Origin of the sequence: Sinosporangium siamense (genome assembly GCF_016863435.1) — a bacterium.
GTDB classification, from domain to species: Bacteria; Actinomycetota; Actinomycetes; order Streptosporangiales; family Streptosporangiaceae; genus Sinosporangium; species Sinosporangium siamense.
Genome location: NZ_BOOW01000037.1, coordinates 121,725 through 148,167 on the forward strand (window position 1 = coordinate 121,725; position 26,443 = coordinate 148,167).

Below are 26,443 nucleotides of genomic sequence, written 5' to 3' on the forward strand. Positions count from 1 at the left end.
GTTTCGGACATGGGTTGAAGACGGCACCCTTCATCGGTTTGCAAGCCTGTGGGAGGCACAAAATGCGGCTGCGTCATGAGGGCGGCACGCTCGTACACCTGGCCTACAACGCTGGAGTGCACCCCGCTGAGGACCTCGAGAACCTTATCGCGCACCTCACCCGCTACGCCGTCCCGGTGCGCAAGCGCCTCGGCGTCGAGCGCATGGGCATAGGTCTCTGGTTGGCCCCCAGCGTCGCCGATCACCTGGTCGCCGATCGCATCGAGCTCGTACGGCTGCGCCGCTCCCTTGAGGAGCGCGGGCTCGAAGTCGTGAGCCTCAACGGCACCGGCGGTCGCAACCACGACAACCCCGGCCCCGACTGGGCCAAGCCCGAGCGTTACCGCTACACGATGGCGCTCGCCAAGATCCTCGCGTTCCTGCTGCCCTCCGACGTGCGGTTCGGCAGCATCTCCACCATCCCCATCGGCTGGCGCCGCGACTGGCCGGCCGACCTTCACAGCATCGCCGCCCGCCGCCTGGAGCGCCTCGCCCGAGAGCTCCGCGGCCTCTACAGCGTCACCGGCAAGACGATCCGCGTCGGCTTCGAGCCGTGGCCCGGCTGCGTCCTGGAGACCACCGAGCAGGCCCTTGAGCGTGTCTGCGGCATCGACTCCGAGCACCTCGGCGTCAGCCTCGACGCCTGCCACCTCGCCGGCGGAGGCGAGGAACCAGGCGAGGCCCTCCGCGGCCTGGCCGAGGCCGGCGCCACGGTCGTCAAGCTCGGCCACGTGCACAACCACCAGGGCGAGGCCTGCCAGGAGCTCCCGAGCACCCGCTCGGTCCTGGAGGACACCCTCACCGCCATGCTCTCCGGCGCGGTGTACGGCAACGCCCACATCGAGGTCGAGACCCACGACCTGGCCGTCCCCCTGCGCACCAAGGGCCCCGGCGCGCTCGTCTCCATGCTGGCCGACGAACTCGACTGGGCCCGCACCAACCTCACCGCCCTCGGCCTTCAGCTCGCCGCCTGACCGGCGTCACCGAGCGGCACCCGATCGGTCCTTGGCCCGCGCCACACGCGGCCAAGGACCGCTGTTTTTCGGGGCGGCGTCACCCTGTTTTCCGGCCTCGCCCCGGGGGATGCCCGGACCGGGTCCGCGCCGCACCCGGTGCTCGCCGCCCGATCGGGCGTCACCACGAGGCACCCGAGCTGCCCGGCCCCCCTCTTCTCGTGCCGCCGTCAGGCGCGAAGTGCGGGTCAGCGCCCACAGATGGGCCCAGGGTCCATTAACAGCCCTAAACCGGGACGATTGGTAGGGGCGCCGGCTTCCGGCCTGAGAGACGCGTCTGAAGCGGCCGTACGTGTTCCGGGAAATCCGAAGAAACGGTCCGAGGGAGGCTCCTACCCCCCCGGCGGACAGGGGTCCTTGGCCAGGGGAAGGCGGCCAAGGACCGAGGGCGAACGGCGGGATCGCACGGGCAGGGTCAAACGGGCAGCCGGTAGGAATCACCATCCAGGGCCTCGGCGAGACCGTCGGAGATGAGGCCGTCCAGGGCTCGTTCGCGTTGGACAGAATCGTGCCAGACTACGTCCAGGGCCGCCTTGGGCACTGCGCCATGGGCCTGCCGGAGCACGGCGAGCAGGCGGCCGCGGCACTGGCGATCGGTGCCCTCATAGGTCTGGCCCTTGCGTGCCGGGCCGTCGTAGGCCGGTTTTCCGGCCAGGTGCCAGGCGCAGCGGGCCTTGATCGGGCAGTCGGCGCACCGGGGGGCGCGGGCCGTGCACACCAGGGCGCCGAGTTCCATGACCGCCACCGCCCACCGGGCCGCCCCCACTGGTGGGATCAACGCCTCGGCGATCCGCCGTTCGGCCGACGTGGTGGCGTTCGGCGGAAACTCCTCCGCGCTCACGGCACGCGCCAGCACGCGGCGAACGTTGGTGTCGAGCACGGCGTGGCTCTTGCCGTACGCGAAACTCGCGACGGCCGCCGCCGTGTAGTCGCCGATGCCCGGCAGCGAACGCAGGGTCGTGTAGTCGCTCGGCACCTCGCCGCCGTGGTCGGCCACGATCGCCTGGGCGCAGCCGTGAAGGCGCAGGGCGCGGCGCGGGTAGCCGAGGCGGCCCCAATGGCGCACGGCCTCCCCGGAGGACTCGGCGGCGAGGTCGGCGGGGGTGGGCCAGCGGACCATCCACATGGTCCAGATCGGGAGCACCCGGGCCACCGGGGTCTGCTGGAGCATGATCTCGCTGACGAGGACGCCCCAGGGGGTCGCGTCGGTGCGACGCCAGGGGAGGTCGCGGGCGTTCTCGGAGTACCAGTCGAGGATGGGCTCGCGGAGACGGTTCGGCTCGTACACCTGTCCGACCTTAGTCGGGTGATTCCGTGGATATGCCGGTAGCGAGCAAGGCGGTCGTCACTTTGACCAGGGCCATTTTTCTGATCCCACGCATCCTGTTGAGGGAACAATTACCCTAAAACGCCACTAAAGGCCGTAAAACACCGAAATCTCAAGATTGTCGGGAGCGATGGGCAAGAGGCTCCGCCGTCACCCGAGCCCGCCACCCCGCCGGCCCGGGTCTGACCGCCTGCCCGGGCGCGGTACGGCGAAGCCCGGCGGGCCGGATTCCCGGGAGAGCGCCGCAGTCCGGGTCACAGGGCGCGCTTCGTTCGCCCCGCCGAGAGGGCCTCTGCCGTACGGCATGGCCGGGCTGTGGGGGTGGTGCGGGCCGGGGCCGCCAACCCCCGCCAAGGGGGCTCGTGCCGTACGAAAGGGCAGGTCAGGCGGGGGATATATCCCGCCAAGAGCGGAGTGGACATGACGAACGCGCTGATATGCGCGGTCTTCGGTGCAGCGCTCCCCGGCGTACGGCGGGTCGCCGCCTGTGGGGGGCAAGGACTCTCCATACTGTGCGTATGGACCCGGACACGTTTCGTAGTGATGGCCTCGGTGGGCCGGACATCTACTGGCGGCGGCGCATGCTGGTGCTGGTCGCGCTGCTCGTCGTCGTGGCCGTCGTGGCGTGGGCGTGCTCGCGGAGCGCGAGCGGCCCTCAGCGGTCCGCCGCCCCCCTGAGCACCCCCGCCTCCGAGCCCGTGCTGGCCAACCTGCCGTCGCTCACCCCGACCCCGTCCCCGTCACTGGGCGCCTCCCAGACCCGGTCGCAGTCGCCCAAGGCCACCAAGGCCGCACCTCGTCCCAAACGCCCGGGAGAGCCCTGTGCGGAGCGTGACCTGGTGCTCAACCTGGAGGGACGCACCGAGGTCTACACCGGCGACAGCAGACCGGGATTCATGCTCACCCTGGTCAACACGGGCAAGGTCATGTGCACGACCGACGTGGGGCCGCGGGCGGTCGAGATCCGCATCACCTCCGGCGAGGACCGCGTGTGGTCGTCGGCCGACTGCATCAGCGGCGACGGCCTGGACATCCAGCGCCTTGAGCGCGGCATCCCCTACGTTCGCATGATCGAGTGGGACCGCCGCCGATCCGGCCGCGACTGTGTGGGCGATCGCACAGCGGCCCGTCCCGGCACCTATGTGGTGGGTGTGCGCGCGGGCAAGCTGACGGCGCCGAAGGCGGTCTTCCACCTGCGCTGAGCCCGGCGCTCCGCGACACAGCCGAGCCCACGCCGACGCGGGCCCGGGCCAGGGCGGGCGGTGCCGTAGCCCCATAAGCCGGCGGATCGGGTCAGACGTAGCGTTCGAGGATGGACGACTCGGCAAGCCTGGACAACCCCTCGCGCACGCTGCGCGCCCGCGACTCGCCGACGCCCCCGACGGCCTGGAGGTCGTCGACCCCGGCCGCCAGCAGCTTCTGCAGGCCGCCGAAGTGTTCCACGAGGCGGTCGACCACCGTGGACGGCAGTCGCGGCACCTTGGCCAGCAGGCGGAAGCCTCGCGGGCTCACGGGCGCGTCCAGGGCGGCGGGGCCGGTGTGGCCGAGCACCTGGGCGACGGCGGGGAGGTCCAGCAGCTCGGAGGCGTCGAGGTGGTAGAGGTCGTCCATGGCCTCCGACAGTTTGCGGGCGCGGCGGCTGGTGGAGGTCGGCAGATAGTCGCGGACGACGAGTTCGCGTTCGGAGTCGACGCCGGCGACGAGCTCGTCGAGCTGGAGGGAGAGCAGGCGGCCGTCCGTGCCGAGCTCGACGACGTAGCCCTCGATCTCGTCGGCGATGCGCCGCACCATCTCCAGGCGCTGGGCCACCACCGAGACGTCGCGCACCGTGACAAGGTCCTCGATCTCCAGGGCCGACAGGGCGCCGGAGACCTCGTCGAGGCGGAGCTTGTAGCGCTCGAGGGTGGCGAGGGCCTGGTTGGCCTTGGAGAGGATCACCGACGACTCGTCGAGCACATAGCGGATGCCGTCGAGATAGAGCGCGATGATGCGCATCGACTTGCTGATCGAGATGACCGGCATGCCGGTCTGCTTGGCGACGCGCTGGGCGGTGCGGTGGCGGGTGCCGGCCTCGTCCGTGGGAATGGAGGGGTCGGGCACAAGGTGGACCGCGGCGCGGACGATGCTGTGGTCGTCGCCGCGCAGCACGATGGCGCCGTCCATCTTGGCGAGCTCGCGCAGCCTGGTGGCGGAGAAGGCGACGTCGAGCTCGAAGCCGCCGCTGCACAGCTCTTCGACGACGGCGTTGTAGCCGAGCACGACGAGGCCGCCGGTGTGACCGCGCAGGATGCGCTCCAGCCCGTCCCGCAGGGCGGTGCCCGGTGCGAGGGCGGCGAGAGTGGCCCGGCGCCGCTCGTCGGCCCCCTTGTCAGCGATCATGTGTGGCCTGCTGGGGATGAAGAAGACTCACCGAGCATTTCCCCCTCCTAGGTGGTCCTTGTCGGCGGGAGGCCGATCGAGGCCAGGTCGGGTGCGGCTGGATCGGTTGGTTGTGGTGAGGGAACATGGGTGTACGGCGGCCTTTCCCCGACCAACCCGGTGCTTAAACGCGGTGCCCTCGTGAATCCATCACCACCGGTCGTAGCCACATGACCCCCGTTGGTCTCTTATCATGTCCATTTTAACGACCTGCCGCCTTACCCGGCGGCGGGGAAAATGAGCATTGTTCATGTGATCTATGTGACGTGTGTGAGTGCGTCCCACACGTTCTCAGCTTCTACGACGTCAAAACCGGGCGCGAGGTTCGCTGCGGCGCCGGAAACGGGCACAAGTGATCGCTGGCCCTGCCGCCCGGAGTTGCCGGTCGCGAGGGATCCGGTCGGCACAAGAGCCCTGGTGAAGCCGAGCCTCGCGGCCTCCATGAGCCTGCGGCGCACGTCCTTGACCGGGCGCAATTCGCCCGCCAGGCCGACCTCGCCCAGCACCACCAGCCCGGAGGGCAGCGGCTTGTCGCCGGCGGCGCTGGCGACCGCCAGCATCGTGGCGAGGTCGACCGCCGTGTCGCTGAGCCGGATGCCGCCGACGGTCGCGGTGAACACGTCGCAGCCGCCGAGCCGCGCGTTGAGCCGGCGCTCCAGCACCGCGAGCACCATGGTCACGCGGAACGGATCGAGCCCCGAGGTGCTGCGCCGCGGCTGCTGGGCCTCGGTGCGGGCGACGAGGGCCTGCACCTCGGCGGGGATGGGCCGGGTGCCCTCGACGGTGACGGTGACGCAGGTGCCGGGCACCGGCTCGGTGCGGCGGGAGACGAACAGGCCGCTCGGGTCGGTGATGCCTTCGATGCCCTGCTCGTGCAGATCGAAGCAGCCGACCTCGTCGGTGGGGCCGAAACGGTTCTTGATCGCGCGCACCATGCGCAGCCGGGAGTGCCGGTCGCCCTCGAACTGGAGCACCACGTCGACGAGGTGCTCAAGCACGCGGGGGCCGGCGATGGAGCCGTCCTTGGTCACGTGGCCGACGAGCACGGTGGACATGTCGCGCTCTTTGGCGAGCCTGATGAGCGTGGCCGCCACCTCGCGGACCTGGGTGACGCCGCCGGGTGTGCCGGTGCTCTGCGCCGAGCCGATCGTCTGCACCGAGTCGACCACGAGCAGCTTCGGCTGCACGTTGTCGACGTGGGTGAGCACGGCGGAGATGTCGGTCTCCGCGGCCAGGAAAAGCTGGTCCTGCAGGGCACCGATCCGGTCGGCCCGCAGCCTGACCTGGGCGGCGGACTCCTCACCCGTGATGTAGAGCACCGTCTCGCGCCGCGCGAGCTTGGCGGCGACGTCGAGCAGCAGGGTCGACTTGCCGATGCCGGGCTCGCCGGCGAGCAGCACGGCCGCGCCCGGCACCAGGCCGCCGCCGAGCACCCGGTCGAGCTCGCTCACACCTGTTGTGCGCGCGATGGCGATCTCGGCCTTGACCTGGCCGATCGGCACCGCGGGCGCGGTGACGCCGCCTGGGCGCACTGTGGCCGCCCCGGCCCGCACGCCCTCCTCCTCGACCGTGCCCCACGCCTGGCACTCGCCGCAGCGCCCCACCCATTTGGTCGTGCGCCATCCGCATTCGCCGCAGCGGTATCCAGGCTTCTGCCCCGCCTTCGCCATGAGGGCACGGTAGCGCCCCCGGCGGACATTCGAGCAGATGTGCGGGCCGAAACTAGAACTCGCGCCAGCGCAATACGTTCGGATAGTCGATCGACAGACCGGCGGTCTCCGCGATCGCCTCGCGGGCCACCTCTGGGGTGAACTCGATGCGCAGCACCGCCTCCAGGTCCGCCCGGTCGGTGAAGCTCATGCGCAGATCGAGCTCACGCCGCCGCCAGCCCTGCTTGACCCAGAACGCCTCCACGGCGGACGCCGAATAGGTCGGCACAGTGCGCTGAAACCACCGCCCGAAGGCTCCCCGCGTGGCGTCGAGGTCGACGACGAACGCCGCCCCGCCCCGCCGCATCACCCGCGCCAGCTCCTTCAGGCCCGGCTCGCAGCCGGGACCGAAGAAATAGGCCCAGCGCGCCACAGCCACGTCCACCGAGGCGTCGGGCAGCGGCACCGCCTGGGCGCCGGCCACGTGCACCGCGACATTGGCCAGGCCGCGGCAGCGCCGTACGGCTGCCGCCGCGAGATCGCCGTGCGGCTCGACGCCGGTGACCTTGGCCGCGGTGGACGCGTAGAAGGGCAGGTGATAGCCCGTGCCGCAGCCGATGTCCAGCACGTGGGCGCCGTGCCAGGGGCGCACGGCGGCGATCGCGGAGTCGGCGTGCCCCTCGGGGTCGACGGCGCGGTTCTCCACCTCGTAGACCTTGGGGGAGTTCCAGATGTTGGGGCTGGGGATCGCCCCTTTCACGATCCGCGACATGGGCACCACCTTAGGACCACGTCATGGGGGTGTTCGGGCGGCCGGTGAGGACGCGTGGAGTGGTCCGGGAGCGTTGGATACGCCACGCGGCATTCCTGCCGCTTAGGCTGAACTACGTGAACGAGTGCATCGAGTGGGAGGACAGGCACGTCGCGGGCGGGACGCCCAGGTGACCGGCGTCGTTCGCGTGCCGCGCGTCAAGCCGAGTGCCAAGATCGCGCTTTCGACCGCTTCGGTCTATCCGGAGCGCACCCCGGACGCGTTCGAACTGGCGGCCCGCCTGGGATACGACGGCGTGGAGATCATGGTCGGCGCCGACCCGGTGAGTCAGGACGTCGACGTCCTCGAACGGTTGAAAGATCATTATCAGGTGCCCATCCTGGCCGTGCACGCGCCGTGCCTGCTGGTCACGCAGCGTGTGTGGGGCAAGGATCCGTGGGCGAAGCTCGTACGCGCCAAGGACGCCGCCGAGCGCCTCGGGGCGCGGACGGTCGTGGTGCATCCCCCGTTCCGCTGGCAGCGGGACTACGCGCGCGACTTCGAGACCGGGCTGGCCCGGATGCGCGACGAGACCGACGTGGTGTTCGCGGTGGAGAACATGTTCCCTCTGCGGGCGCGGGGCAACGAGGTCGTTCCGTACTCCCCGGACTGGAACCCCGTCGACTACGACTTCCCCCATGTGACGCTGGACATGTCACACACGGCGGTGTCGGGTTCCGACGCGATGGAGATGGCGGGCAAGCTCGGGGACCGGCTGGCCCATCTGCACCTGGCCGACGGCAACGGGGTGTCCAACAAGGACGAGCACCTGGTGCCGGGACGCGGGTCGCAGCCCTGCGCGCAGATGCTGTCGAGGCTCGCCGACACGGGATACGGTGGTTTGATCGTGTTGGAGATCAACACGCGTAAAGCGGCGGGCAGGACGCAGCGCATCGACGATCTGGCCGAGGCATTGGCCTTCGCCCGGTTGCACTTCGCGCCCTCCCCGAGAGGTGTGTGAGGCGATGACGTCCGGTGGTGGGGGTGACGCGCGCGCGGGATCCGGCACGGTCCCGGGCGCGGACGAGGGGAAGCCGGCCGGGGAGACGCCGAAGCGGCGTCCGGGGCGGCGGCCGGGCCTCGTCGACACGCGTGGCGAGATCCTCACCGCGGCGCGTGAGGTCTTCGCGGCGAAGGGGTTCGACAAGGCCACCATCCGCGGCATCGCCCGGGAGGCGAAGGTCGACCCGGCCCTGGTGCACCACTACTTCGCCAGCAAGGAGGGCGTTTTCGTCGCGGCCATGGAGCTGCCCGCCGATCCGAGCCAAGTGGTGCCGTTGTTGCTCGACGGGCCGCGTGAGGAGTGCGGCGAGCGTCTGACGCGGTTCGTGCTGACGATGGTCTCCGACCCCGAACGGCGGAGCCCGGTGATGGCGCTGGTGCGCACGGCGATGACCAACGAGCGCACGGCGGTCATGATGCGGGAGTTCATGTTCGAGGCCGTGCTGGGGAAGGTGGGGGCGGCGTTCGGGGTGCCGCCGCTGCGTATGGAGGCGGCCTTCTCCCAGTTGTTCGGTGTGGTGCTGGTGCGCCATGTGTTGCAGCTGGAGCCGCTGGCGTCGGTGGACCTGGAGGAACTGGTGAAGCTGGTCGCGCCCACTATCCAGAGGTACATTGACGGGACCTGAGTTTGCCAATAGTTGCCTTGACGCCACCCCAGGGATATAAACCCGGAGCATTGTTCTAGCATCGGTGGTGGCGGCACTGCCGCGCGTCTCGCCTTGAGGGCCCTGCGGCCAGTATGTTACTGAGCAGTAGGATGCGTGGCGGCATGGTCGCCACCGTGGATGACCGGTGCGAAGCGCCGGTAGCCGAGGCCTTATGTGGGAGGGCGCGTGCTCTGGGTAGCCGTCATCGGGCTTGTAATGACCGTCGTCGCGCTCGCGCTAGTGGCCCGGCGAGTGCAGTTCCTGTTCAAACTCGCGACCAGCGGGCCCGGCGCCCCCGAGCGCATCGAGTTCGCCAAAGCCAACGTCGGCACCGAGATCAAAGCCCAGCTCGTCGAGGTCTTCGGCCAGAAGAAGCTGCTCAAGTGGACTCCGTCCGGCACCGCGCACTTCTTCGTGATGTGGGCCTTCTTCATCTTGGTGTCGGTCTACCTTGAGGCATATGGCGCCCTCATCCAAGGGGCGATCACCGGCACGCCCGACTTCCACATCCCGCTGATCGGCACCTGGCCCATCCTGGGCTTCCTGCAGGACTTCATCGCGGTCGCGGCCTTCCTCGGCCTGGTCGCCTTCGCCGTGATCCGCATTCGCAACTCCCCGAAGACGATGGGCCGCCAGTCCCGCTTCTCCGGCTCACATCTCGGCGGCGCCTGGCTCGTCCTCTTCATGATCTTCAACGTGATCTGGACGATGTTCCTGTTCCGCGGGGCCGCCGCCAACCTCGGCAACCTGCCTTACGCCTCGGGCGCGTTCATGTCCGACGCCACGGCGGCGCTGCTGCGGCCGCTCGGCACCACCGCCAACCAGTGGCTCGAATACATCGGCCTGCTGCTGCACATCGGCGTCATGCTGGTGTTCTCGGTCATCGTCGTGAACTCCAAGCACCTGCACATCTTCACCGCGCCCATGAATGTCCTCTTCTCCCGCCGCCCCGACGGGCTCGGCGCCGCGGACGTCATGCGCAGCAACGGCAAGGTGCTCGACTTCGAGGAGGCCGACCCCGAGACCGACCTCTTCGGCCGCGGCAAGATCGAGGACACCACGTGGAAGGGCTTCCTCGACTTCTACACCTGCACCGAGTGCGGCCGCTGCCAGTCGCAGTGCCCCGCGTGGAACACCGACAAGCCGCTGTCCCCGAAGATGCTCATCCTCGACCAGCGCGACCACGCCTTCGCCATCGCGCCCTACATCATGGCCACCGAGGCCGAGCGTGAGAACCTCCCCGCCGACGTGCTCGAACTCGCCGGCAAGCCGCTCGTCGGCGAGGACGGCGTCATCCACCCCGACGTGCTCTGGTCCTGCACGAACTGCGGCGCCTGCGTCGAGCAGTGCCCCGTGGACATCGAGCACATCGACCACATCCTCGACATGCGCCGCTACCAGGTGATGATCGAGTCGAGCTTCCCGTCCGAGGCCGGCGTGATGCTCAAGAACCTTGAGAACAAGGGCAACCCGTGGGGCATGTCCGAGATGAAGCGCGCCGAGTGGATCGAGGAACTCGACTTCGAGGTGCCGATCATCGACGAGAAGATGCCCGAGGACGTCGAATACCTCTTCTGGGTGGGCTGCGCGGGCGCCCTCGAGGACCGCGCCAAGAAGACCACCAAGGCGGTCGCGGAACTCCTGCACATCGCCGGGGTGAAGTTCGGCGTGCTCGGCCCCATGGAGGCGTGCACCGGCGACCCGGCCCGCCGCCTCGGCATGGAGTTCCTGTTCAACATGCTCGCCCAGCAGAACATCGAGACCCTCAACGAGGCCGGCGTCAAGAAGATCGTGGCCACCTGCCCCCACTGCTTCAACACCCTGGCCAACGAATATCCGCAGCTCGGCGGCACCTACGAGGTCGTGCACCACACCCAGCTCCTGGCCAAGCTGGTGGACGAGGGCCTGCTCACCCCGGTCACCCCGATCGAGGAGAAGATCACCTACCACGACCCCTGCTTCCTCGGCCGCCACAACAAGGTCTACTCCCAGCCGCGCGACATCATGGCCAAGGTGCCGGGGGTCAAGGCGCAGGAGATGCACCGCCACAAGGACCGCGGCTTCTGCTGCGGCGCCGGCGGCGCGCGCATGTGGATGGAGGAGCGTCTCGGCAAGCGCATCAACACCGAGCGCGTCGACGAGGCCCTCACCACCGACCCCGACACCGTCTCCACGGCCTGCCCGTTCTGCCTGGTCATGCTGGGTGACGCCATCAATGAGAAGAAGAACACCGGCGAGGCCAAGGAGACCCTCGAGGTCGTCGACGTGGCCCAGCTGCTGATCAAGTCGGTCAAGGGGGAGAAGGTCTGATCCCGGCGCGGCACCTTAACAGAATTCACGCGAAATATCTGACTTAGAGTTAAGTTTCAAATAAAGTGATCTCCGCGCGGAAACCTTTCTTTCGCATTACAACTGAATCACGGTAGCCTCAACGTCGCGCGGCTCATTCGGCGGGGAGGGGGCTTGAGGGGATGCGCGTGCTAGTCACGGACGCCGAGGTGACCTTGGCGGACGTCCTCTCGCTCCGGATTTCCGCCGAGGACCCCATCCCCGATGGCACCGACATGGTGCTGCGGCAACGCACCACCGGGGTCGAACGCCGGGTGCGCCTCGGTGCCCCGGGTGCCGAGGCGCGCGACGCGGGGCTCGCGGTTTCGCTGCCCCCGCTGTCGCTCATTCCCGGACGGTGGGACGTCTATTTCGCGCACCACGATCGGCATGAGGGCATACGGCACAGCCATGCCGGGCCCGATGGGGAAAGTCATGGCGTTGATCGGCGGGAAGTGCATGGCGAGGATCGGCGGGAGAAGAACGATCGGCGCTGGCGGGTCAAAAGCATCGACCCCGGATTCTCCCTCGACCACCTAGAGGCATACGCGTTGAGCAGACGCACCCTCGCCTACCGCGCCTACCGCACCCAGACCGGCTTCCTCGCCCTGAAGATCAGTGAGGCCCGCCCAGTCGCCGAGGTCCGCGCCGTGTGGTTCCGCGAAGGGCGGTTCGAGGTGACCGGCCAGCTCGCCTACACCGGGCTCGACGACGACGACGCGCGCCACTCGGCCACTCTCACCCTCTCGCGTGACCGCCCTGACGGCACCCTGGCCAGCGTGGCAACCGTGCAGGGCGTCAGATTCCACGCCGCGCTCTCCCTGTGCGACATGCTGGACGCGCACTACGGCACCTGGGAGCCGACGCTCGCTGTCGAGGGCCTGCCCGAGCCGCTGCGGCTGCGGGCCAGACTCGACGACGTGGACGGCAAAGGCCGCCGCCTCCACTATCCGGCCGCCGAGGTGGACGGCGTGGCGATCCAGCCCGTCTACACCGACGACGAAGAGCTCCGCCTTGAGGTGAACGGGTGAAGATCTCGCTGCTGGTGCCCTCGGCGTACGGCATGCGCGGCGACATCCGCTCGACGCTGAACCTCGCCACCGAGTTGTCCAAACGGCACGACGTCGAGGTGATCAGCGTCAAGCGGCAGCGGGAGAAGCCGTTCTTCCCGGTGGGGCCCAAGGTCACCATGCGGTGGTTGTTCGACGGGAGACCGGGGGTGCGGCATCTGTTCCCGTCCGGGCAGATGCGGGCGGACGTCGCCCTGTGGCGCACGCTTCGCACGCTCCGGTCCGACGTGCTCATCACCACACGGCCGGGCCTCGCCGTACAGGCCGCGCGTTATGCGTCGCGCGAGGTGACGCGCATCGCCAGGGAGTGGAGCAGACCTCCTGTGCCCGGACCGATCCGGCGTTTCTATCCGCGTCTGGACGCCGTCGTCGCCGCGACGGAGACCGGCCTGGCCGAATGGGACGCACTGACCGGCGCGTCCCCGCAGGTGCACCTCATCCCCGACGCGCTCCCTGGCGGGCCGTCGCCGCGGTCGCGCATGGACAACCGCATCATCGCCGCGGGCGGCCGGTGGGTCGCCGCCAAGGCATACGACAGGCTGGTGCGGGCCTTCGCGATCGTGGCGGGCAAACGCCCCGACTGGCGGCTGCGGTTGTACGGCTCGGGCCCGGAGGAGAAACGCCTCCGGCAACTCGTGGCCGACCTCAACCTGCACAACCACGTCTACTTCATGGGCACCACCCCGGACCTCAGCGGCGAGTTCGCCAAGGCGTCGATCGTGGCCACCGCCTCCCGCCAGGAGGTGCCCGGTATGACGATCATCGAGGCGCTCGGCTGCGGCGTGCCCGTCGTGGGGTTCGACAGCGCGCGCGGGCCGGGAGAATTCCTTGTCACGGGCTACAACGGAGTGCTTGTGCCGGAGGGCGGTGGCGAGGCCGAGAGCTATGCGCTCGCGCTGCTCGCACTGATCGACGACGAGCGTCGCCGCAGGTCGCTGGCGGCCGGCGCGTTGTCGACCGCGACGCGCCACGCCGCGCACCTCGTCGCCGAGCAGTGGGAGAAAACCATCGCGGACCTGCGTTAACAGAATCCTCATAGGGGTAGCGGGTACCGTTGTGTCATGCATGGGTACAGCGGCGACAAGCAGGCATATCTAACTCGGCTGCGGCGGATCGAAGGCCAGATCCGGGGCCTCCAGCGAATGGTCGAAGAAGACTCTTATTGCATCGACGTCCTGACGCAGGTGTCCGCGGCCACGCGTGCCCTGCAGGCCGTCGCCTTGGGACTCCTTGAAGACCACATATCGCACTGTGTGACCGACGCCATCAACTCGGGTGGCCCCGAGGCTGAAGCCAAGGTCAAGGAAGCGTCGGCCGCCATCGCCCGGCTGGTTCGCTCGTAATCTTGTCAGTAGTCGGAGCTGGGATATGTCGGGGGATTCGTATCACCCAAACGGACATGGTTCCCCAGAAACGATCTCACTAGCTAACTAGTCACCCTCGCCGCAGGGGGCTAGCAGGGCTCTCACAAAGACATGGGGTTCCGGACTCTCCGTGGTCCGGAACCCCGTTGATCGATGGTCTGTCAGCATCTCGCAGTGGTCCGCAATCCGAGCGCGTTGTCGAGCTCTTCCAAGGTCAGTCGCCTCTCGCTGATCGCAACGGCGCTGAGCACCTCGGCGATGAGGGCGATCTCATCCAACGCGACACGATCGTGGACCCGCGAGTCGAGCTCGTCGTGCCCCACCGCGTCGTCCTTCCTCCCGCAGCCCACACCCACTTCGAGGTTACGGTGGAGGGCCTTTCGGCGACATGGCCCATCGGGACCATTCCTTACGCCATGAGGCGGCGCCTTGGCGGATCATTTCCTGATTGTGAGATCACAATTCAATTAAGTCCTGGATGCAAATGATAAACGGGGGGTAGGGGAAAATAACAACTTTCTGTGTATACAGAGTCACGAGTGTTCTGCTGTGACTCCTGAGGTGGGCTACCGGGGGTCGTCCCGCTCGTGGATCAGGCACCCGACCACCGCAGACGCGCCGGTGAAGCCCCGTGTGGGCGGCGTCACACCCGTCAGTGCGCACCACGCGAGTCCCATCGCATAACCGGCGCCGAGGAGTGCCGCCGCGCGATCACGGCTTGGTGGACGGAGAGTTGTCGGCAACTCACCGTCACGCGGCCAATAGCCACGTAGTGGATGTCCTTCATCGTTCAGTACTGCATACACAATGTGCCGTAATTCCGGGTCAAGCCAGGCGGCGAGAAGATCAAATACTTGAGGAGCGGCAGTTGCGAGATCTGCTGCCAGCAACGCTCCCGCCGCGGCCCGTGGATCCACACCGCGTCCCGCCACGAAGTCCAGCGCCCGCACGACGTCGTAGACGGCATGGCGGAAACGGTCCCCCGGAGATGTCTCGCCCACCGCCGCGTCCCGCAGGTGCTGCGGACAGCGTGCCAGCCAGGCCTCACGAAGCGCCACGTCGCCGTGCTCCGCCGTACGGTGATCCAGGCCCGGGGAGCGTAGTTCCGGCTCCAGCATCGCCACCAGGGCCGCGGCCTTGGGCCTGAACCTCGCGTCGTCGGCCAGCACCTCCGCGGCGTCCGCCATCAGGGCCAGGAGGAACAACGCCGGGTCCTCGGCGCCGGCGCGCACGCGTTCGCCGTACAACCCGGCCAGATCGGTCAGGCTTGGCGGGACCAGCCAGCGCACCCAGTCGTCCCCCGGCAAGGGTTTGCCGAGGAACTCGCCGAACATCGACAACAACATCTCGTTTCCGTCGAACGCCGGAGAGTAGGCACACCACACGACCGTGCCCCAGACGGCGGCCACCGTGCTCGGGACGTCCTTCGCGAACTGCTCCGCGAACGGGTCGGCGGTGAGGGGGAAATGCTCGCGTGAGCGGCGCCCATGGGCCTTCAGAAGCTTTCGCACACCCTTGACCACCTCCAGGGGTACGTCGGGGCCTACGAACCCCTGCGTGGAGCCCCTGTCGTGGGTGAAATCCGGCCCCCTCGGGACAAGCTGCGGCACCAGCAGCGTCGTGCACCGGAGCACCCGCGCCGACGCCCGGACGCGGGCGTCCGCGGGCGGCGCGGCCAGGTGCCACCGCCCGTCGGCCGGATCCTGCAAATACCACCGCGCGTGCGCCCCGAACAACCACCTGCGGCCGTCCGCCGTCACGATCATCCGCGCCGCGATCTCCTGGGCCCGCACCCCCGGCGGCGAAACCCTCCACTGCGGATGCGCCACCAACGTCCGCACATCTACCTCAACCGCTGAAAAGCAGTCTCGACCACGCACGGCGCTCATGGTAGCCGCCCGCCCGAAAGTCACCCTGTGGCGTGGGGCTTCGCGTCGTCGATGTTTGTGATTTGGTCGTCCCGGCGCCGGCTCGAGGCCGGCCCGGACTCCTAGAGGGGTTTCGCCTGAGTGTGGCGTTGGGCTAGTGCCATGTAATGCGCCGGGGTGTTGGCGAATGTGGCCCGGTCGGCGTCGGTGAGTTCGCGGATGACGCGGCCGGGTACGCCCGCGACAAGGACACCCGGGGGGATCTTCTTCCCAGGCCCCACCAAAGCCCCGGCGGCGACCAGTGACCCCGCTCCAATGCGGGCGCCGTTGAGAACGATGGCCCCGATCCCGACAAGTGCCCCGGTCTCGATGTGAGCCCCGTGGACCATGGCCTTGTGGCCGAGGCTGACGCGGGGTTCGAGGACGGCGGGGTAGCCGGGGTCGGCGTGCATGCAGCAAAGGTCCTGGATGTTGCACTCGTCGCCGATGTCGATGGGTGCGTCGTCGCCCCGGATGACCGATCCGTACCAGACGTTGGCGCCCCGGCCGAGGCGGACGTGGCCGGTGATGACGGCACCGGGGGCCACGAAGGCTTCGGGGTGAATGTCTGGACCTGGGGTGTCCGGCAGTGCTGCGATGTACGGCCCAAGGTTCATGTCACTCATGCTAGTCGCCCGCTTTTTCCACAAGGAGGTGGGCCGTTCCGCTTGCGGACTTGGGCGGATAGCAGGAAAGTCGTGTCCTGACGTGTCGTTTTCCGACTCACCACGACCCCCACAGGCAGTGCCATGACAAACCAGCACGAGAGCTTTCCAGACCTGATGCAAGAGGACTCGTTCGAGGTCGTCATGCGCGGCTACAGCCGCCGTCAGGTTCACGACTACATGGTCCGCACCCGCAACCAGGTCCGTGACCTGGAAGAACGGCTAGCAAGGGCGATCGATCAGGCTGAGCAGGGCCGCATCGAGCTAGCCGAGGCGCGGCGGCGACTGGCCGAGGCACCCCAGGATTATGACGAATTGAGCCAGCGGCTCGCGCAAATCCTCAAACTGGGCGAGGAGGAAGCGGCAGCAAAACGTGAGACCGCGGACGCCGAAGCGGCGAAAACGCGGGATGAGGCCGCGCAGGAGGCCGAGCAGGTGCTCACCAGTGCCCGCGAGCAGTCCGAGCAGGTGTTAAGCGCCGCGCAGAACGAGGCGGAGCGCAGGGTGGGGGAGGCTACGGCGGCGGCGGAGCGCATGCTGGCGCAGGCGGGCTCCGACGCCGAGGAGACGCTCAACGCCGCCCGCGCGGAGGCCGACGACACGTTGCGTACGGCTCGCGCCGAGGCGGACCGCCTGGTGACGACGGCGCGGCACGAGGCCGAGAGCACGGTGGAGAACGCCCGTGCCGAGGCGGACTCCACGTTGACGGCCGCGCGCAACGAGGCGGAGGACACGCTCACCTCGGCCAGGTCGGAGTCGGAGAACATGCTGACGTCGGCGCAGCGGCGGGCGTCGAGTCTCGACGAGCACACGGGCCGCAGGGTCGCGCATCTGACCGAGACGCACAACGACGTCATGCGCCGCTTCACGGATCTCAACAAGGTGCTGGACGAGCTCATGCACCGGGAGAAGATCGCGGGTCCGCTGATCGACGAGGCCTCGGTGCTTCCCCCGCCGCCGTCGATCGTGCCGAAGCCGAGCCCGGTGCCGCAGGACGAGGAGCCGGCTGAGGAGCCCGACGTGGAGTCGGTGCGGGTGATCGTGGACGACGAGGATGTGCCGCGCCGTCTGCCGGAGGAGTCCGCCGACACGCACGGGCCCGCCGAGGGCAACGGAGGCGGCCGTTTCTCGGATGACACGGATGTCAACATGAGGCTCGGCGAGCCGTCCGAGGTGCGCGACCCGTTCACCCCGGTCCGGAAGTAGCGTCTCGATCCGGTTCACGCTGCGGGCCGCCGACACGGGAGACGTGTGGGGACGTGGTCCGTACGGTGCCCGCGGCGTAGCCGGGTCGGTCGGTTCGCGGGGGTGTGTGGTGCCCCCACGGGTGGGGCGATGTACGGTGCCCGCGGCGTAGCCGGGGTTGGTTTGTGGGAGTGTGTGGCGCCCCCACGGGTGGGGCGATGTACGGTGCCCGCGGCGTAGCCGGTCGGCTTGTGGGGGTGTGTGGTGCCCTCGCACGGGGGGTGCCCTCGCCCATGCGGTAGTGATGGCCCGCGATCACCTGGGGGCGTTTCCACCGGCGGAACGCCACCGTGATCGACCCGTTGAGCACACCGTCGCGTAGTCGCCGCTCGAACAGCATGGTGCCACTTTAGGTGGCTGTGCCGTACCCGCCCCCAGACCGGTGGCTGTGCTGTACCCCGCCCAGGGCGGTGGCTGTGCCGTACCCCTCAGGGCGGAAACCCCCGCCCCCGATTGGGTCGGGGGTTTCCGCCTGAGTGGGGCCCGGCGCCGGAGGCCGCTCCAGGCTGACCTCGGCACCGGGCGGCTTGGGTGTCCCGTGGCCCTCCCGCCCGGCGTGGGCCACGGGACGATGTGGTGATCGATGAAGATCACGTGGGTTGGTCAGGAATCGGGGCCAATTACCTCGGGTGCGTCGGGGCCGGTGAGGTCGGGGTCATGTACAAGCGGACTGCCGATGCCGAAATCCTCGACGTCCTCCGCGGTCACCCGGGACAACTGGTCGAGCAGTTGACGGCGCAGGCCGTCGGGATCGTCGGCGTCGATGGTCATGGCACATCCGGCGTCTCGTTCCTCGGGGGTCAGCGGGTGGTGGCGGGTGGCCCACCACCGGCCCGCGTCGCTACGCCAGATGGTCCACGCGGGAAACTCCCGGGCTATGTCCGCGAGATGCCGGTCAAAGGACATCTATTCACCCTTCTCGGGCCCGGTTTGCTCCGTTTCCACCATCGACGGTGCAGCACTTCTCTAGAGAAATCAATGATCGGGGTGGACAGGTCAACCTATCGGTAGGCTGTGAACTTGACTTCAGGCGTCGAAGTCGTACTGAAGTACATAAGCGGCGGAGTCCAGCACCATCTCGTTCAGCTCCACCGGCACCCCGCCCGCGGCATAGGCCGTGCGCCGGACGACGATCACCGGTGTGCCGGCCGGCAGGCCGATCAAGCTCGCCTCGGCGGGCATGGGCATCCGTGCCCGCACCTCCTCGGTGAAGGTCGCGGGGGCATAACCGAGGTCGCCCAGGCGGGCGTAGACGCCGCCAGGGCCGGTGTCGGGTCGGGTGATGGCCGTGCCCTCGACGAGGTCGGCGGGGAAGTAGGACGCGGCGAGCTGCACCGGTCGCCCGTCCACTGAGTAGCGGCGGCGCCGCACCCATACCTCCGCGGAGCCCAGCACGCCGGTCATGTCGGCGTCTGCGGGCTCACGCGTGACTCGTAGTTCGTCGACCGTATACGGACGACCTCGTGTGTCGGCGTCCCAGATGGATTGGCCCTGGGCCCATCGCTCGCGCGCTAGGCGCCGGGATCCGTGCCTCCTAATCGGGTTGAACTGGCGCACATAAACCCCCGATCCACGCTTGGGGACGGCAAGTCCCTCATTGATAAGAACCGCTAGTGCCTGACGGGCGGTTGCGCGGGCCACGCCGTAGCCCGCCATGAGCGCGTTTTCGCCGGGCAGTCGGTCTCCGTCACGCAGGTCGCCGGACAAGATCGCGGCGCGGAGTTCGTCGGCGATTCGTCGATAGATCGGGGGCTCGTGAGGTTCCGGGGTTTCCTGCACGTTATGATCACCCTCTGTTACCAACCAGCTTCGGCGTCTCCAGAGAACTTGCCCCGCCTTGTCCACGATCGCACAGATACACAGGTTGGTCGCGTGCTTCTTTTGAGTGGATCGTGCCCGTGTGGTGATCCTCGAGAGTTTTCGCAGACCGTTACCTTGGCACGGTCCTGACCGCTATTCGGCCGCGTGACCACATTTGGCTAACTGTCTGGGTTTGTACGACAGCCGCCGACGCTCCTGAGAACCATGGGACGTAGGACCGTTCCCTCCCGATGCCTATCCCTCGGGATACCGGAAGATGGCCTTCAAGTAAGGAGCGTCCGGTGGGCTTGCATTCCACATCCTGGATGCAGGGGGATGGAAGTTGGTGGCCACCTTGGCGATCATGTGAGCGTCAGGGAAAAAGGGGACTCACGCCAGTGACCGCGCGAGTGCCCGGGAGATGCCGAGCGCGGACGTCTTGACGGCGGGCGCGAGCCGGGTCGGCTGGAAGCGCGCCAGCGGCACCGACACCGACAACGCCGCCACCACCGCGCCCTCCCGGAAGATCGGCGCCGCGATGCACGCCCCGCCGAGCTGGGCCTCCTCGCGGTCGTAGGCGAGCCCGGACGCCTGTACCTGCCCGAGCGACTCCTCCAGCTGTTTGGCGTCGATGATCGAGTGCCGGGTCAGCCGCCGCAGCGGGCGCGACAACACCTCCTCGACGAACGCGGGGGAGGAGTAGGCCAGCAGCGCTTTGCCGACGCCGGTGCAGGTCAGCGGGAGGCGCCCGCCGACGCGGGACGGAAGGGCGAAAGATTCGTGACCGCGGATCTTCTCCACATAGACCACATCGAGCCCGTCCCTGACCCCGAGGTGGATGGTCTCGTGCGTCGCCTCGAACAGGTCGTGCATGAACGGCAGAGCGGCATGCCGTAAATCACGCTCCAGCGGCACGATGCTGCCGAGTTCGAACAGCCGGCGGCCGAGGTAGTAGCCGTCCCTGCGCCGCTGGACGGCACCGACGGCCGTCAGTTCGGTCAAGAGCCGGTAGGCCGTCGTTTTCGGGAGATGGCAACGTTCGGCCACGTCGATCAGGCGTATCGGCCCGCCACTGGGCCGGAACGCGTCAAGAACGAGCCAAGACTTCTCCAACATAGAGAGCCGATCCGGGTTCCGTGTCACGGAACCCATTGTTGTCTAGCCGGGACCGCTGCCTCTATACCGGGGGTGAGAGCTTTTCGCGGTGTGAGGAGAACCCGTTGTCTGACCAGGTAGCCCACTTCATCGGTGGAGCCCCGGTCGCCGAGGGCCCCCTGTTCCCGGTGCACGATCCGGTGACCGGCGCAGTCGTGCGCCAGGTCCACGAAGCGGACCGTGCGACCGTGGACCGGGCGGTGCGGGCGGCCCGCGCGGCGTTGCCCGCGTGGGCGGGGTTGTCGGTCGCCGAGCGGGCCCAATGGATGCGCCGTCTCGCCGACGCGATCGAGGAACGTTTCGAGGACCTGGTGGCGGCCGAGATCGCCGACACCGGTAAGTCCATCACCCAGACCCGCACGCTGGACATCCCACGCGGTGCGGCTAATTTCCGGTCGTTCGCCGAGATCGCGGCTCAGCGCCCGGACAGCGCCTTCCACCTGCCGGGCGTGCTCAGCTATACCGTGCCCAAGCCGCTCGGCGTCGTCGCGGTCATCGTGCCGTGGAACCTGCCGTTCCTGCTCATGACCTGGAAACTCGGCCCGGCCCTCGTCGCCGGCAACACCGTTGTGGTCAAACCCTCGGAGAACACCCCGGGCTCGGCAGCCGTGCTGGCCGAGATCGCCGCCGGGATCGGCCTGCCGCCGGGCGTGCTCAACGTGATCCACGGATACGGCGGGAGCTCGGCCGGCCAGTTCCTCGTCGAGCACGACGGCGTGGACGCGGTCACCTTCACCGGCGAGAGCCGTACCGGCTCCACCATCATGAAGTCGGTTGCAGACCGGGTGAAACCCATCTCGTTCGAGCTCGGCGGGAAGAACGCCGGGCTGGTCTTCGCCGACGCCGACCTCGATGCGGCGGTGGAGGGCTGCGTGCGGTCGGTGTTCACCAACGGCGGGCAGGTGTGCCTGTGCACCGAGCGGCTCTATGTGGAGCGGCCGGTCTTTGAGGACTTCACCGCGCGGCTCGCCGAGCGGGCGCGGGCGCTCGTCTTCGGCAGGCCGCAGGATGAGAACACCACCATGATGCCGATGATCTCGGCCGAGCACCGCGACAAGGTGCTTTCCTACTATGACCTCGCCAAGGCCGACGGGGCGAAGGTGTGGGCCGGCGGCGGGGTGCCGAGCTTCGGCGACGACCGCGACTCCGGATACTACGTCGAGCCGACCGTGCTCACGGGGCTCCCCGCCGGCTCGCGGGTCAACCGCGAGGAGATCTTCGGCCCCGTCTGCCACATCGCGCCCTTCGACACCGAGGCCGAGGCGGTCGCGCTCGCCAACGACAGCGAGTACGGCCTGGCCGCGACGCTGTGGACCACCGGGCTTGACCGCGCCCACCGGGTCGCACGGCAGCTTGAGGCTGGGCTGGTCTGGGTGAACACGTGGTATCTCCGCGACCTGCGCACCCCGTTCGGCGGGGTGGGGCTCTCGGGCATCGGCCGCGAGGGCGGTGTGCATTCGCTCGATTTCTATTCCGAGCCGACGACGATCACGATCAAGTTGGGAGAGGCCGATGGATGAGTGGTCCGAGGCGGTCGACGCCATCACCGAGGCCGCCGACCGCCTGCGCGAAGCCGAGCGCTCCGGCAAGCCGTGCGCGCCGGTGCGTGAGCTGCTGACGAGGAAGGACGCCGGGACCGGCTACGCCGTACAGGAGATCAACACGCGGCGGGCGCTTTCCGACGGGCGGCGGCTCGTGGGGCGGAAGATCGGGCTGACGTCGCAGGTGGTGCAACGCCAGCTCGGAGTGGATCAACCAGACTTCGGCATGCTTTTTGCGGATATGGCCTATGCGGATGGGCTGCCGATCCCGACGGAACGTTTCCTCCAGCCCAAGGCCGAGGCCGAGCTCGCGCTCGTGCTCGGCCAGGACCTCTCCGGCGGGCCGTTCACGGTCGCCGACGTGATCCGCGCGGTGGACTTCGTGCTTCCCGCGATCGAGATCGTCGACAGCCGCATCGCCGGATGGGACATCACCCTGGTCGACACGATCGCCGACAACGCCTCCAGCGGCGCCTTCGTGCTCGGCAACACGCCGGTCGGCCTGCGCGGCCTCGACCTGCGCCTGGCGGGCATGACGATGACCTCACGCGGCAAGGAGGTGTCGACCGGCGCCGGCGCGGCCTGCCTCGGGCATCCGCTCAACGCCGCGGTGTGGCTCGCCGACGCGCTCGGCGGCACCGGCTATCCGCTGCGGGCCGGCGACATCGTGCTGACCGGCGCGCTCGGGCCGATGGTGCCGGTCGCGGCGGGTGACGTGTTCGAGGCGCACATCGACGGTGTCGGATCGGTCAGGGCGGTGTTCCAATGAGTGTCCACACACGTGAGTTCTCCGGCGCGAGAGCGAAGATCGCGATCATCGGGTCCGGCAACATCGGCACCGACCTCATGTTCAAGGCCCTGCTGTCCCGGCGGGTCGAGGTCGTGGCGATGGCCGGCATCGACCCCGGCTCCGACGGCCTGGCCAGGGCCCGGCGGCGCGGGGTCGCCACCACCCACGAGGGGGTGGACGGGCTGGTCGCGCTGCCGGAGTTCGCCGACGTGGACATCGTGCTCGACGCAACCTCGGCCGGGGCACACGCCTACAACTCGGCCACCGTCCGCGAGCACGGCAAACGCGTCATCGACCTCACCCCCGCCGCGATCGGGCCGTATGTGGTTCCGCCCGTCAACCTGGAGGAACACCTCGCCGCGCCGAACATCAACATGGTGACGTGCGGCGGGCAGGCCACGATCCCCATCGTCGCCGCCGTCGCGGGCGAGACACCCGTGCACTACGCGGAGATCGTCGCCTCGATCGCCTCGAAATCGGCGGGTCCCGGCACCCGGGCCAACATCGACGAGTTCACCGAGACCACCTCACGGGCCATCGAACAGGTCGGCGGCGCCCAGCGCGGCAAGGCCATCATCGTGCTGAACCCCGCCGAACCCCCGCTGATCATGCGTGACACGGTCTATTGCCTGGTGAGCGACTGCGACGAGGACAAGGTCGCGGCGGCGGTCGCCGCGATGGTGGAGAAGGTGCAGGGCTATGTGCCTGGATATCGCCTCAAACAGGCTGTGCAGTTCAGCCCGGTGCCACCGGACGAGCCGGTGTGGACGATGGTCCCGGGCGTGCGCGGCGGAACCAAGGTGAGCGTGTTCCTCGAAGTCGAGGGTGCCGCCCACTACCTCCCTGCTTATGCCGGCAACTTGGACATCATGACCTCGGCCGCGCTGCGTACGGCCGAGCGCTTGGCGGAGGTGTCGGCATGAGGCTCTATGTGCAGGATGTGACGCTGCGGGATGGCATGCACGCCATCCGGCACCGCTACACCGTCGATCAGGCCGCCGAGATCGCCGCGGCCCTCGACGCCGCGGGCGTCGCTGCCATCGAGGTCGCCCACGGCGACGGCCTCGCCGGCGGCAGCTTCAACTACGGTCCCGGCGCGCACACCGACGAGGAGTGGATCACCGCCGTGGCCGGCGCCGTACGGCACGCCAAACTCACCACGCTCCTGCTGCCCGGCATCGGCACTGTGCACGACCTGCGCAAAGCCCATGAACTCGGTGTGACCTCGGTGCGGATCGCCACCCACTGCACCGAGGCCGACATCTCCGCGCAGCACATCGCGGTGGCCCGCGACCTCGGCATGGACGTGGCGGGATTCCTCATGATGTCGCACATGGCACCCGCTGAGGAGCTCGCCCGGCAGGCCAAACTGATGGAGTCGTACGGCGCGCACTGCGTCTATGTCACCGACTCCGGCGGCAGGCTCACCATGGACGGGGTTCGCGACCGGGTCCGGGCCTACCGCGAGGTGCTCGCGCCGGAGACAGAGATCGGCATCCACGCCCACCACAACCTGGGGCTCGGGGTGGCCAACTCGGTCGTCGCCGCAGAGAACGGCACCTACCGGGTGGACGCCTCCCTGGCGGGCATGGGAGCCGGGGCGGGCAACTGCCCGATCGAGGTGTTCGTCGCGGTCGCCGATCTGATGGGCTGGGACCACGGCTGCGACCTTCATGCGCTCATGGATGCCGCCGACGACCTGATCCGCCCGCTTCAGGACCGGCCGGTGCGTGTCGACCGGGAGACGCTGACCTTGGGTTATGCGGGTGTCTACTCCAGCTTCCTGCGGCACGCCGAGACCGCCTCGCAGCGCTACGGGGTCGACACCCGGACGATTCTGACCGAGGTGGGACGCCGCCGCATGGTCGGGGGACAGGAGGACATGATCGTGGACATCGCGCTCGACCTGAGCCGGGGAGGCACGGCGTGAACCGCGCTCAACTTCTCGACGAGGCCGCGCGTACGGCGAAAGCCGTCCCGCAGCCGGCTCCCGGAACCGGCAGGGAGGAGGACGAGGTCCTCGCGGCCTACGGCGTACAACGCGAGCTGGTGCAGCTCAGGCTTGACCGCGGGGACCGGCTGGCCGGGGTGAAGCTCGGGTTCACCAGTGAGGGCAAACGCCGCCAGATGGGGGTGCACGACCTGATCCTCGGCCAGGTGACCGAGGGCATGGCCGTGGCCGACGGAGCGGACATCGATATCTCGGGTTTCATCCACCCGAGGGTGGAGCCTGAGGTCGTCTACCTCCTCGGCCGCCGCATCGCCACCGTCGCCGACGCCCTCGCCCCCGACGCGGTCGTCGCCGTGGCCCCCGGCATCGAGATCATCGACTCGCGTTACGAGAACTTCCGCTTCTCGCTCGCCGACGTCGTCGCCGACAACACCTCGGCGGCCGGATTCGCCGTCGGCCCCTGGCAACCGTACGACCCTGGGGCCTGGAACCGCGGGGTCGTCTTCGAGCTGGACGGCCGTGCCGTACACGTCGGATCGACCGCCGCCATCCTCGGCGACCCGCGCAGGGCCGTCGTGGAGGCCGCGCGCCTCGCCGCCGCGGTCGGCGTCGAGCTCGAACCCGGCTGGTTGCTGCTCGCCGGCGCCGCCACGCCCGCCGAGCCGCTCGTCCCCGGCAGCCACGTGCGCACAGAGATCCAGGGGCTGGGGTCGGTTTCCTTCACCGCGCGCCCCGCGGCGGAGGTGGCCGCATGAACCAGAGCCGCATGAAAAACACCAGTTCGCCGCCGCAGGCACTGACCGTCGCCGGCAAGGCCACCCCCCGGGGCAGGTTTCCGCACGTCAAACGGTCGGGGGACTTCGTCTTCGTGTCGGGCACCAGCTCGCGCCTGCCCGACAACACCATCGCGGGCGCGCGGGCGGACGAGTTCGGCACCGTGGAACTCGACATCCGCGTGCAGACCCGCGCCGTCATCGAGAACATCCGCGACCTGCTACGCGCGGCAGGTGCGGATCTCTCCGATCTCGTGCAGCTCACCACATATCTGGTGAACATGAATGACTTCGGAGGCTACAACGAGGTCTACGCAGAGTATTTCGACGAGACCGGACCCACACGCACCACGGTCGCGGTCCATCAGTTGCCACATCCGCATCTGCTCATCGAGATTCAGGCCGTCGCACATCGGCCGGAGGAGCGCGCATGATACCCCCGATCGACTTCAACAAGTGGATCGACGAGAACGCCCACCTGCTCAAGCCACCGGTGGGCAACAAGGTCATCTTTGAGGACGCGGAGAACCTCTTCGTCATGGTCGTCGGCGGGCCCAACAAGCGCACCGACTATCACGTCGACCCTTATGAAGAGCTGTTCTACCAGGTGCGCGGCAATATGCACATCAACATCATGACCCCGGACGGGCCGGATACCGTGCACGTCCGTGAGGGGCAGATGTGGCTGTTGCCGCCGAACCTCCCGCACTCTCCGCAGCGTCCGGAAGAGGGCTCGGTCGGCTTCCTCGTGGAGCGTGTGCGGCCCGAAGGGGTGCTGGAGAGCTTCCGGTGGTATTGCGAGGAGTGCAATGCGATCGTGCACGAGGTCGAGTTGCAGGTCCGCGACATCGTGGCCGACCTGCCTCCCCTCTTCGAGACGTTCTACTCCGACGAGAAGGCCCGTACCTGCGGCAACTGCGGTGCACTCCACCCGGGCAAGGGCTGATC

General features: G+C 68.6%; 26 protein-coding genes. 16 read left to right on the forward strand and 10 right to left on the reverse strand.

The window, feature by feature from the left end:
* Window positions 1-62 precede the first annotated feature (62 nt).
* Window positions 63-1,013 (forward strand): sugar phosphate isomerase/epimerase family protein, encoded by a 951-nt coding sequence (locus Ssi02_RS28750; protein WP_204030719.1) that lies wholly within the window; start codon window positions 63-65, stop codon window positions 1,011-1,013.
* Between the two features lie 454 nt (window positions 1,014-1,467).
* Here the strand turns inward: Ssi02_RS28750 and Ssi02_RS28755 are convergent, their stop codons facing one another.
* Window positions 1,468-2,340 (reverse strand): HhH-GPD family protein, encoded by an 873-nt coding sequence (locus tag Ssi02_RS28755; protein WP_204030720.1) that lies wholly within the window; start codon window positions 2,338-2,340, stop codon window positions 1,468-1,470.
* Window positions 2,341-2,897: 557 nt separating this feature from the next.
* Between Ssi02_RS28755 and Ssi02_RS28760 the strand changes: the two genes are divergently transcribed.
* On the forward strand, window positions 2,898-3,581 hold the full coding sequence (locus Ssi02_RS28760; protein WP_204030768.1) for a hypothetical protein: 684 nt from the start codon (window positions 2,898-2,900) through the stop codon (window positions 3,579-3,581).
* A 91-nt stretch (window positions 3,582-3,672) separates the two neighbouring features.
* On the opposite strand, the gene disA is transcribed toward Ssi02_RS28760, so the two are convergent.
* The 3 genes from disA to Ssi02_RS28775 all read right to left on the reverse strand — a co-directional run bounded on the left by disA (window position 3,673) and on the right by Ssi02_RS28775 (window position 7,218).
* Window positions 3,673-4,758, reverse strand: coding sequence for a DNA integrity scanning diadenylate cyclase DisA (gene disA / locus Ssi02_RS28765; protein ID WP_204030721.1), 1,086 nt, complete (start codon window positions 4,756-4,758; stop codon window positions 3,673-3,675).
* Between the two features lie 296 nt (window positions 4,759-5,054).
* On the reverse strand, window positions 5,055-6,467 hold the full coding sequence (gene radA, locus Ssi02_RS28770) for a DNA repair protein RadA (protein WP_204030722.1): 1,413 nt from the start codon (window positions 6,465-6,467) through the stop codon (window positions 5,055-5,057).
* A gap of 52 nt (window positions 6,468-6,519) precedes the next feature.
* On the reverse strand, window positions 6,520-7,218 hold the full coding sequence (locus tag Ssi02_RS28775; protein WP_204030723.1) for a class I SAM-dependent methyltransferase: 699 nt from the start codon (window positions 7,216-7,218) through the stop codon (window positions 6,520-6,522).
* A gap of 169 nt (window positions 7,219-7,387) precedes the next feature.
* Here Ssi02_RS28775 and Ssi02_RS28780 point away from each other — a divergent pair, with 169 nt between their 5' ends.
* From Ssi02_RS28780 to Ssi02_RS28805, 6 genes are all read left to right on the forward strand, one after another.
* On the forward strand, window positions 7,388-8,218 hold the full coding sequence (locus tag Ssi02_RS28780) for a sugar phosphate isomerase/epimerase family protein (RefSeq protein WP_239129941.1): 831 nt from the start codon (window positions 7,388-7,390) through the stop codon (window positions 8,216-8,218).
* A gap of 4 nt (window positions 8,219-8,222) precedes the next feature.
* Window positions 8,223-8,885: a TetR/AcrR family transcriptional regulator gene (locus Ssi02_RS28785; protein ID WP_204030724.1), complete on the forward strand. Its 663-nt coding sequence runs from the start codon at window positions 8,223-8,225 to the stop codon at window positions 8,883-8,885.
* Window positions 8,886-9,092: 207 nt separating this feature from the next.
* Window positions 9,093-11,216, forward strand: a complete 2,124-nt coding sequence (locus Ssi02_RS28790) for a (Fe-S)-binding protein (RefSeq protein ID WP_204030725.1) — start codon at window positions 9,093-9,095, stop codon at window positions 11,214-11,216.
* Between the two features lie 161 nt (window positions 11,217-11,377).
* A complete protein-coding gene (locus Ssi02_RS28795) occupies window positions 11,378-12,265 on the forward strand; it encodes a hypothetical protein (protein ID WP_204030726.1) in 888 nt (295 codons plus the stop codon).
* Complete coding sequence (locus Ssi02_RS28800; RefSeq protein WP_204030727.1) at window positions 12,262-13,329, forward strand: glycosyltransferase; 1,068 nt, start codon at window positions 12,262-12,264, stop codon at window positions 13,327-13,329. Before Ssi02_RS28795 ends, Ssi02_RS28800 begins: the two co-directional genes overlap by 4 nt.
* A 36-nt stretch (window positions 13,330-13,365) precedes the next feature.
* A complete protein-coding gene (locus Ssi02_RS28805) occupies window positions 13,366-13,647 on the forward strand; it encodes a metal-sensitive transcriptional regulator (RefSeq protein WP_204030728.1) in 282 nt (93 codons plus the stop codon).
* A 182-nt stretch (window positions 13,648-13,829) separates the two neighbouring features.
* On the opposite strand, the gene Ssi02_RS28810 is transcribed toward Ssi02_RS28805, so the two are convergent.
* From Ssi02_RS28810 to Ssi02_RS28820, 3 genes are all read right to left on the reverse strand, one after another.
* On the reverse strand, window positions 13,830-13,991 hold the full coding sequence (locus Ssi02_RS28810; protein ID WP_204030729.1) for a hypothetical protein: 162 nt from the start codon (window positions 13,989-13,991) through the stop codon (window positions 13,830-13,832).
* 243 nt (window positions 13,992-14,234) lie between these two features.
* Window positions 14,235-15,509 (reverse strand): hypothetical protein, encoded by a 1,275-nt coding sequence (locus Ssi02_RS28815; protein ID WP_239129943.1) that lies wholly within the window; start codon window positions 15,507-15,509, stop codon window positions 14,235-14,237.
* Window positions 15,510-15,658: 149 nt separating this feature from the next.
* Window positions 15,659-16,192, reverse strand: coding sequence for a gamma carbonic anhydrase family protein (locus Ssi02_RS28820; RefSeq protein WP_204030770.1), 534 nt, complete (start codon window positions 16,190-16,192; stop codon window positions 15,659-15,661).
* A gap of 132 nt (window positions 16,193-16,324) precedes the next feature.
* On the opposite strand from Ssi02_RS28820, the gene Ssi02_RS28825 reads away from it, so the two are divergent.
* The gene (locus Ssi02_RS28825) at window positions 16,325-17,446 is read left to right on the forward strand and encodes a coiled-coil domain-containing protein (RefSeq protein WP_204030731.1); all 1,122 of its coding nucleotides are present in this window, start codon (window positions 16,325-16,327) and stop codon (window positions 17,444-17,446) included.
* A gap of 642 nt (window positions 17,447-18,088) precedes the next feature.
* Here the strand turns inward: Ssi02_RS28825 and Ssi02_RS39660 are convergent.
* From Ssi02_RS39660 to Ssi02_RS28840, 3 genes are all read right to left on the reverse strand, one after another.
* Complete coding sequence (locus tag Ssi02_RS39660) at window positions 18,089-18,391, reverse strand: hypothetical protein (protein WP_307825814.1); 303 nt, start codon at window positions 18,389-18,391, stop codon at window positions 18,089-18,091.
* Window positions 18,392-18,511: 120 nt separating this feature from the next.
* Entirely contained in the window at window positions 18,512-19,264 is a 753-nt protein-coding gene (locus tag Ssi02_RS28835) for a GntR family transcriptional regulator (RefSeq protein WP_204030732.1), read from the reverse strand.
* Window positions 19,265-19,675: 411 nt separating this feature from the next.
* Window positions 19,676-20,401, reverse strand: a complete 726-nt coding sequence (locus Ssi02_RS28840) for an IclR family transcriptional regulator (RefSeq protein ID WP_239129945.1) — start codon at window positions 20,399-20,401, stop codon at window positions 19,676-19,678.
* Between the two features lie 104 nt (window positions 20,402-20,505).
* Between Ssi02_RS28840 and Ssi02_RS28845 the strand changes: the two genes are divergently transcribed.
* From Ssi02_RS28845 to Ssi02_RS28875, 7 genes are read left to right on the forward strand one after another with little or no spacing between them, the layout of a single operon-like run.
* Entirely contained in the window at window positions 20,506-21,960 is a 1,455-nt protein-coding gene (locus tag Ssi02_RS28845; RefSeq protein WP_204030734.1) for a 2-hydroxymuconic semialdehyde dehydrogenase, read from the forward strand.
* The gene (gene mhpD / locus Ssi02_RS28850) at window positions 21,953-22,750 is read left to right on the forward strand and encodes a 2-keto-4-pentenoate hydratase (RefSeq protein ID WP_204030735.1); all 798 of its coding nucleotides are present in this window, start codon (window positions 21,953-21,955) and stop codon (window positions 22,748-22,750) included. Before Ssi02_RS28845 ends, mhpD begins: the two co-directional genes overlap by 8 nt.
* The gene (locus tag Ssi02_RS28855) at window positions 22,747-23,694 is read left to right on the forward strand and encodes an acetaldehyde dehydrogenase (acetylating) (protein ID WP_204030736.1); all 948 of its coding nucleotides are present in this window, start codon (window positions 22,747-22,749) and stop codon (window positions 23,692-23,694) included. The genes mhpD and Ssi02_RS28855 overlap by 4 nt, the downstream gene beginning before the upstream one ends.
* Entirely contained in the window at window positions 23,691-24,701 is a 1,011-nt protein-coding gene (gene dmpG, locus Ssi02_RS28860; protein ID WP_204030737.1) for a 4-hydroxy-2-oxovalerate aldolase, read from the forward strand. The genes Ssi02_RS28855 and dmpG overlap by 4 nt, the downstream gene beginning before the upstream one ends.
* Window positions 24,698-25,477, forward strand: a complete 780-nt coding sequence (locus Ssi02_RS28865; RefSeq protein ID WP_204030738.1) for a 2-keto-4-pentenoate hydratase — start codon at window positions 24,698-24,700, stop codon at window positions 25,475-25,477. The genes dmpG and Ssi02_RS28865 overlap by 4 nt, the downstream gene beginning before the upstream one ends.
* On the forward strand, window positions 25,474-25,929 hold the full coding sequence (locus Ssi02_RS28870) for a RidA family protein (protein ID WP_239129948.1): 456 nt from the start codon (window positions 25,474-25,476) through the stop codon (window positions 25,927-25,929). Before Ssi02_RS28865 ends, Ssi02_RS28870 begins: the two co-directional genes overlap by 4 nt.
* On the forward strand, window positions 25,926-26,441 hold the full coding sequence (locus tag Ssi02_RS28875; RefSeq protein WP_204030739.1) for a 3-hydroxyanthranilate 3,4-dioxygenase: 516 nt from the start codon (window positions 25,926-25,928) through the stop codon (window positions 26,439-26,441). Before Ssi02_RS28870 ends, Ssi02_RS28875 begins: the two co-directional genes overlap by 4 nt.
* The last annotated feature ends 2 nt before the right edge of the window (window positions 26,442-26,443 follow it).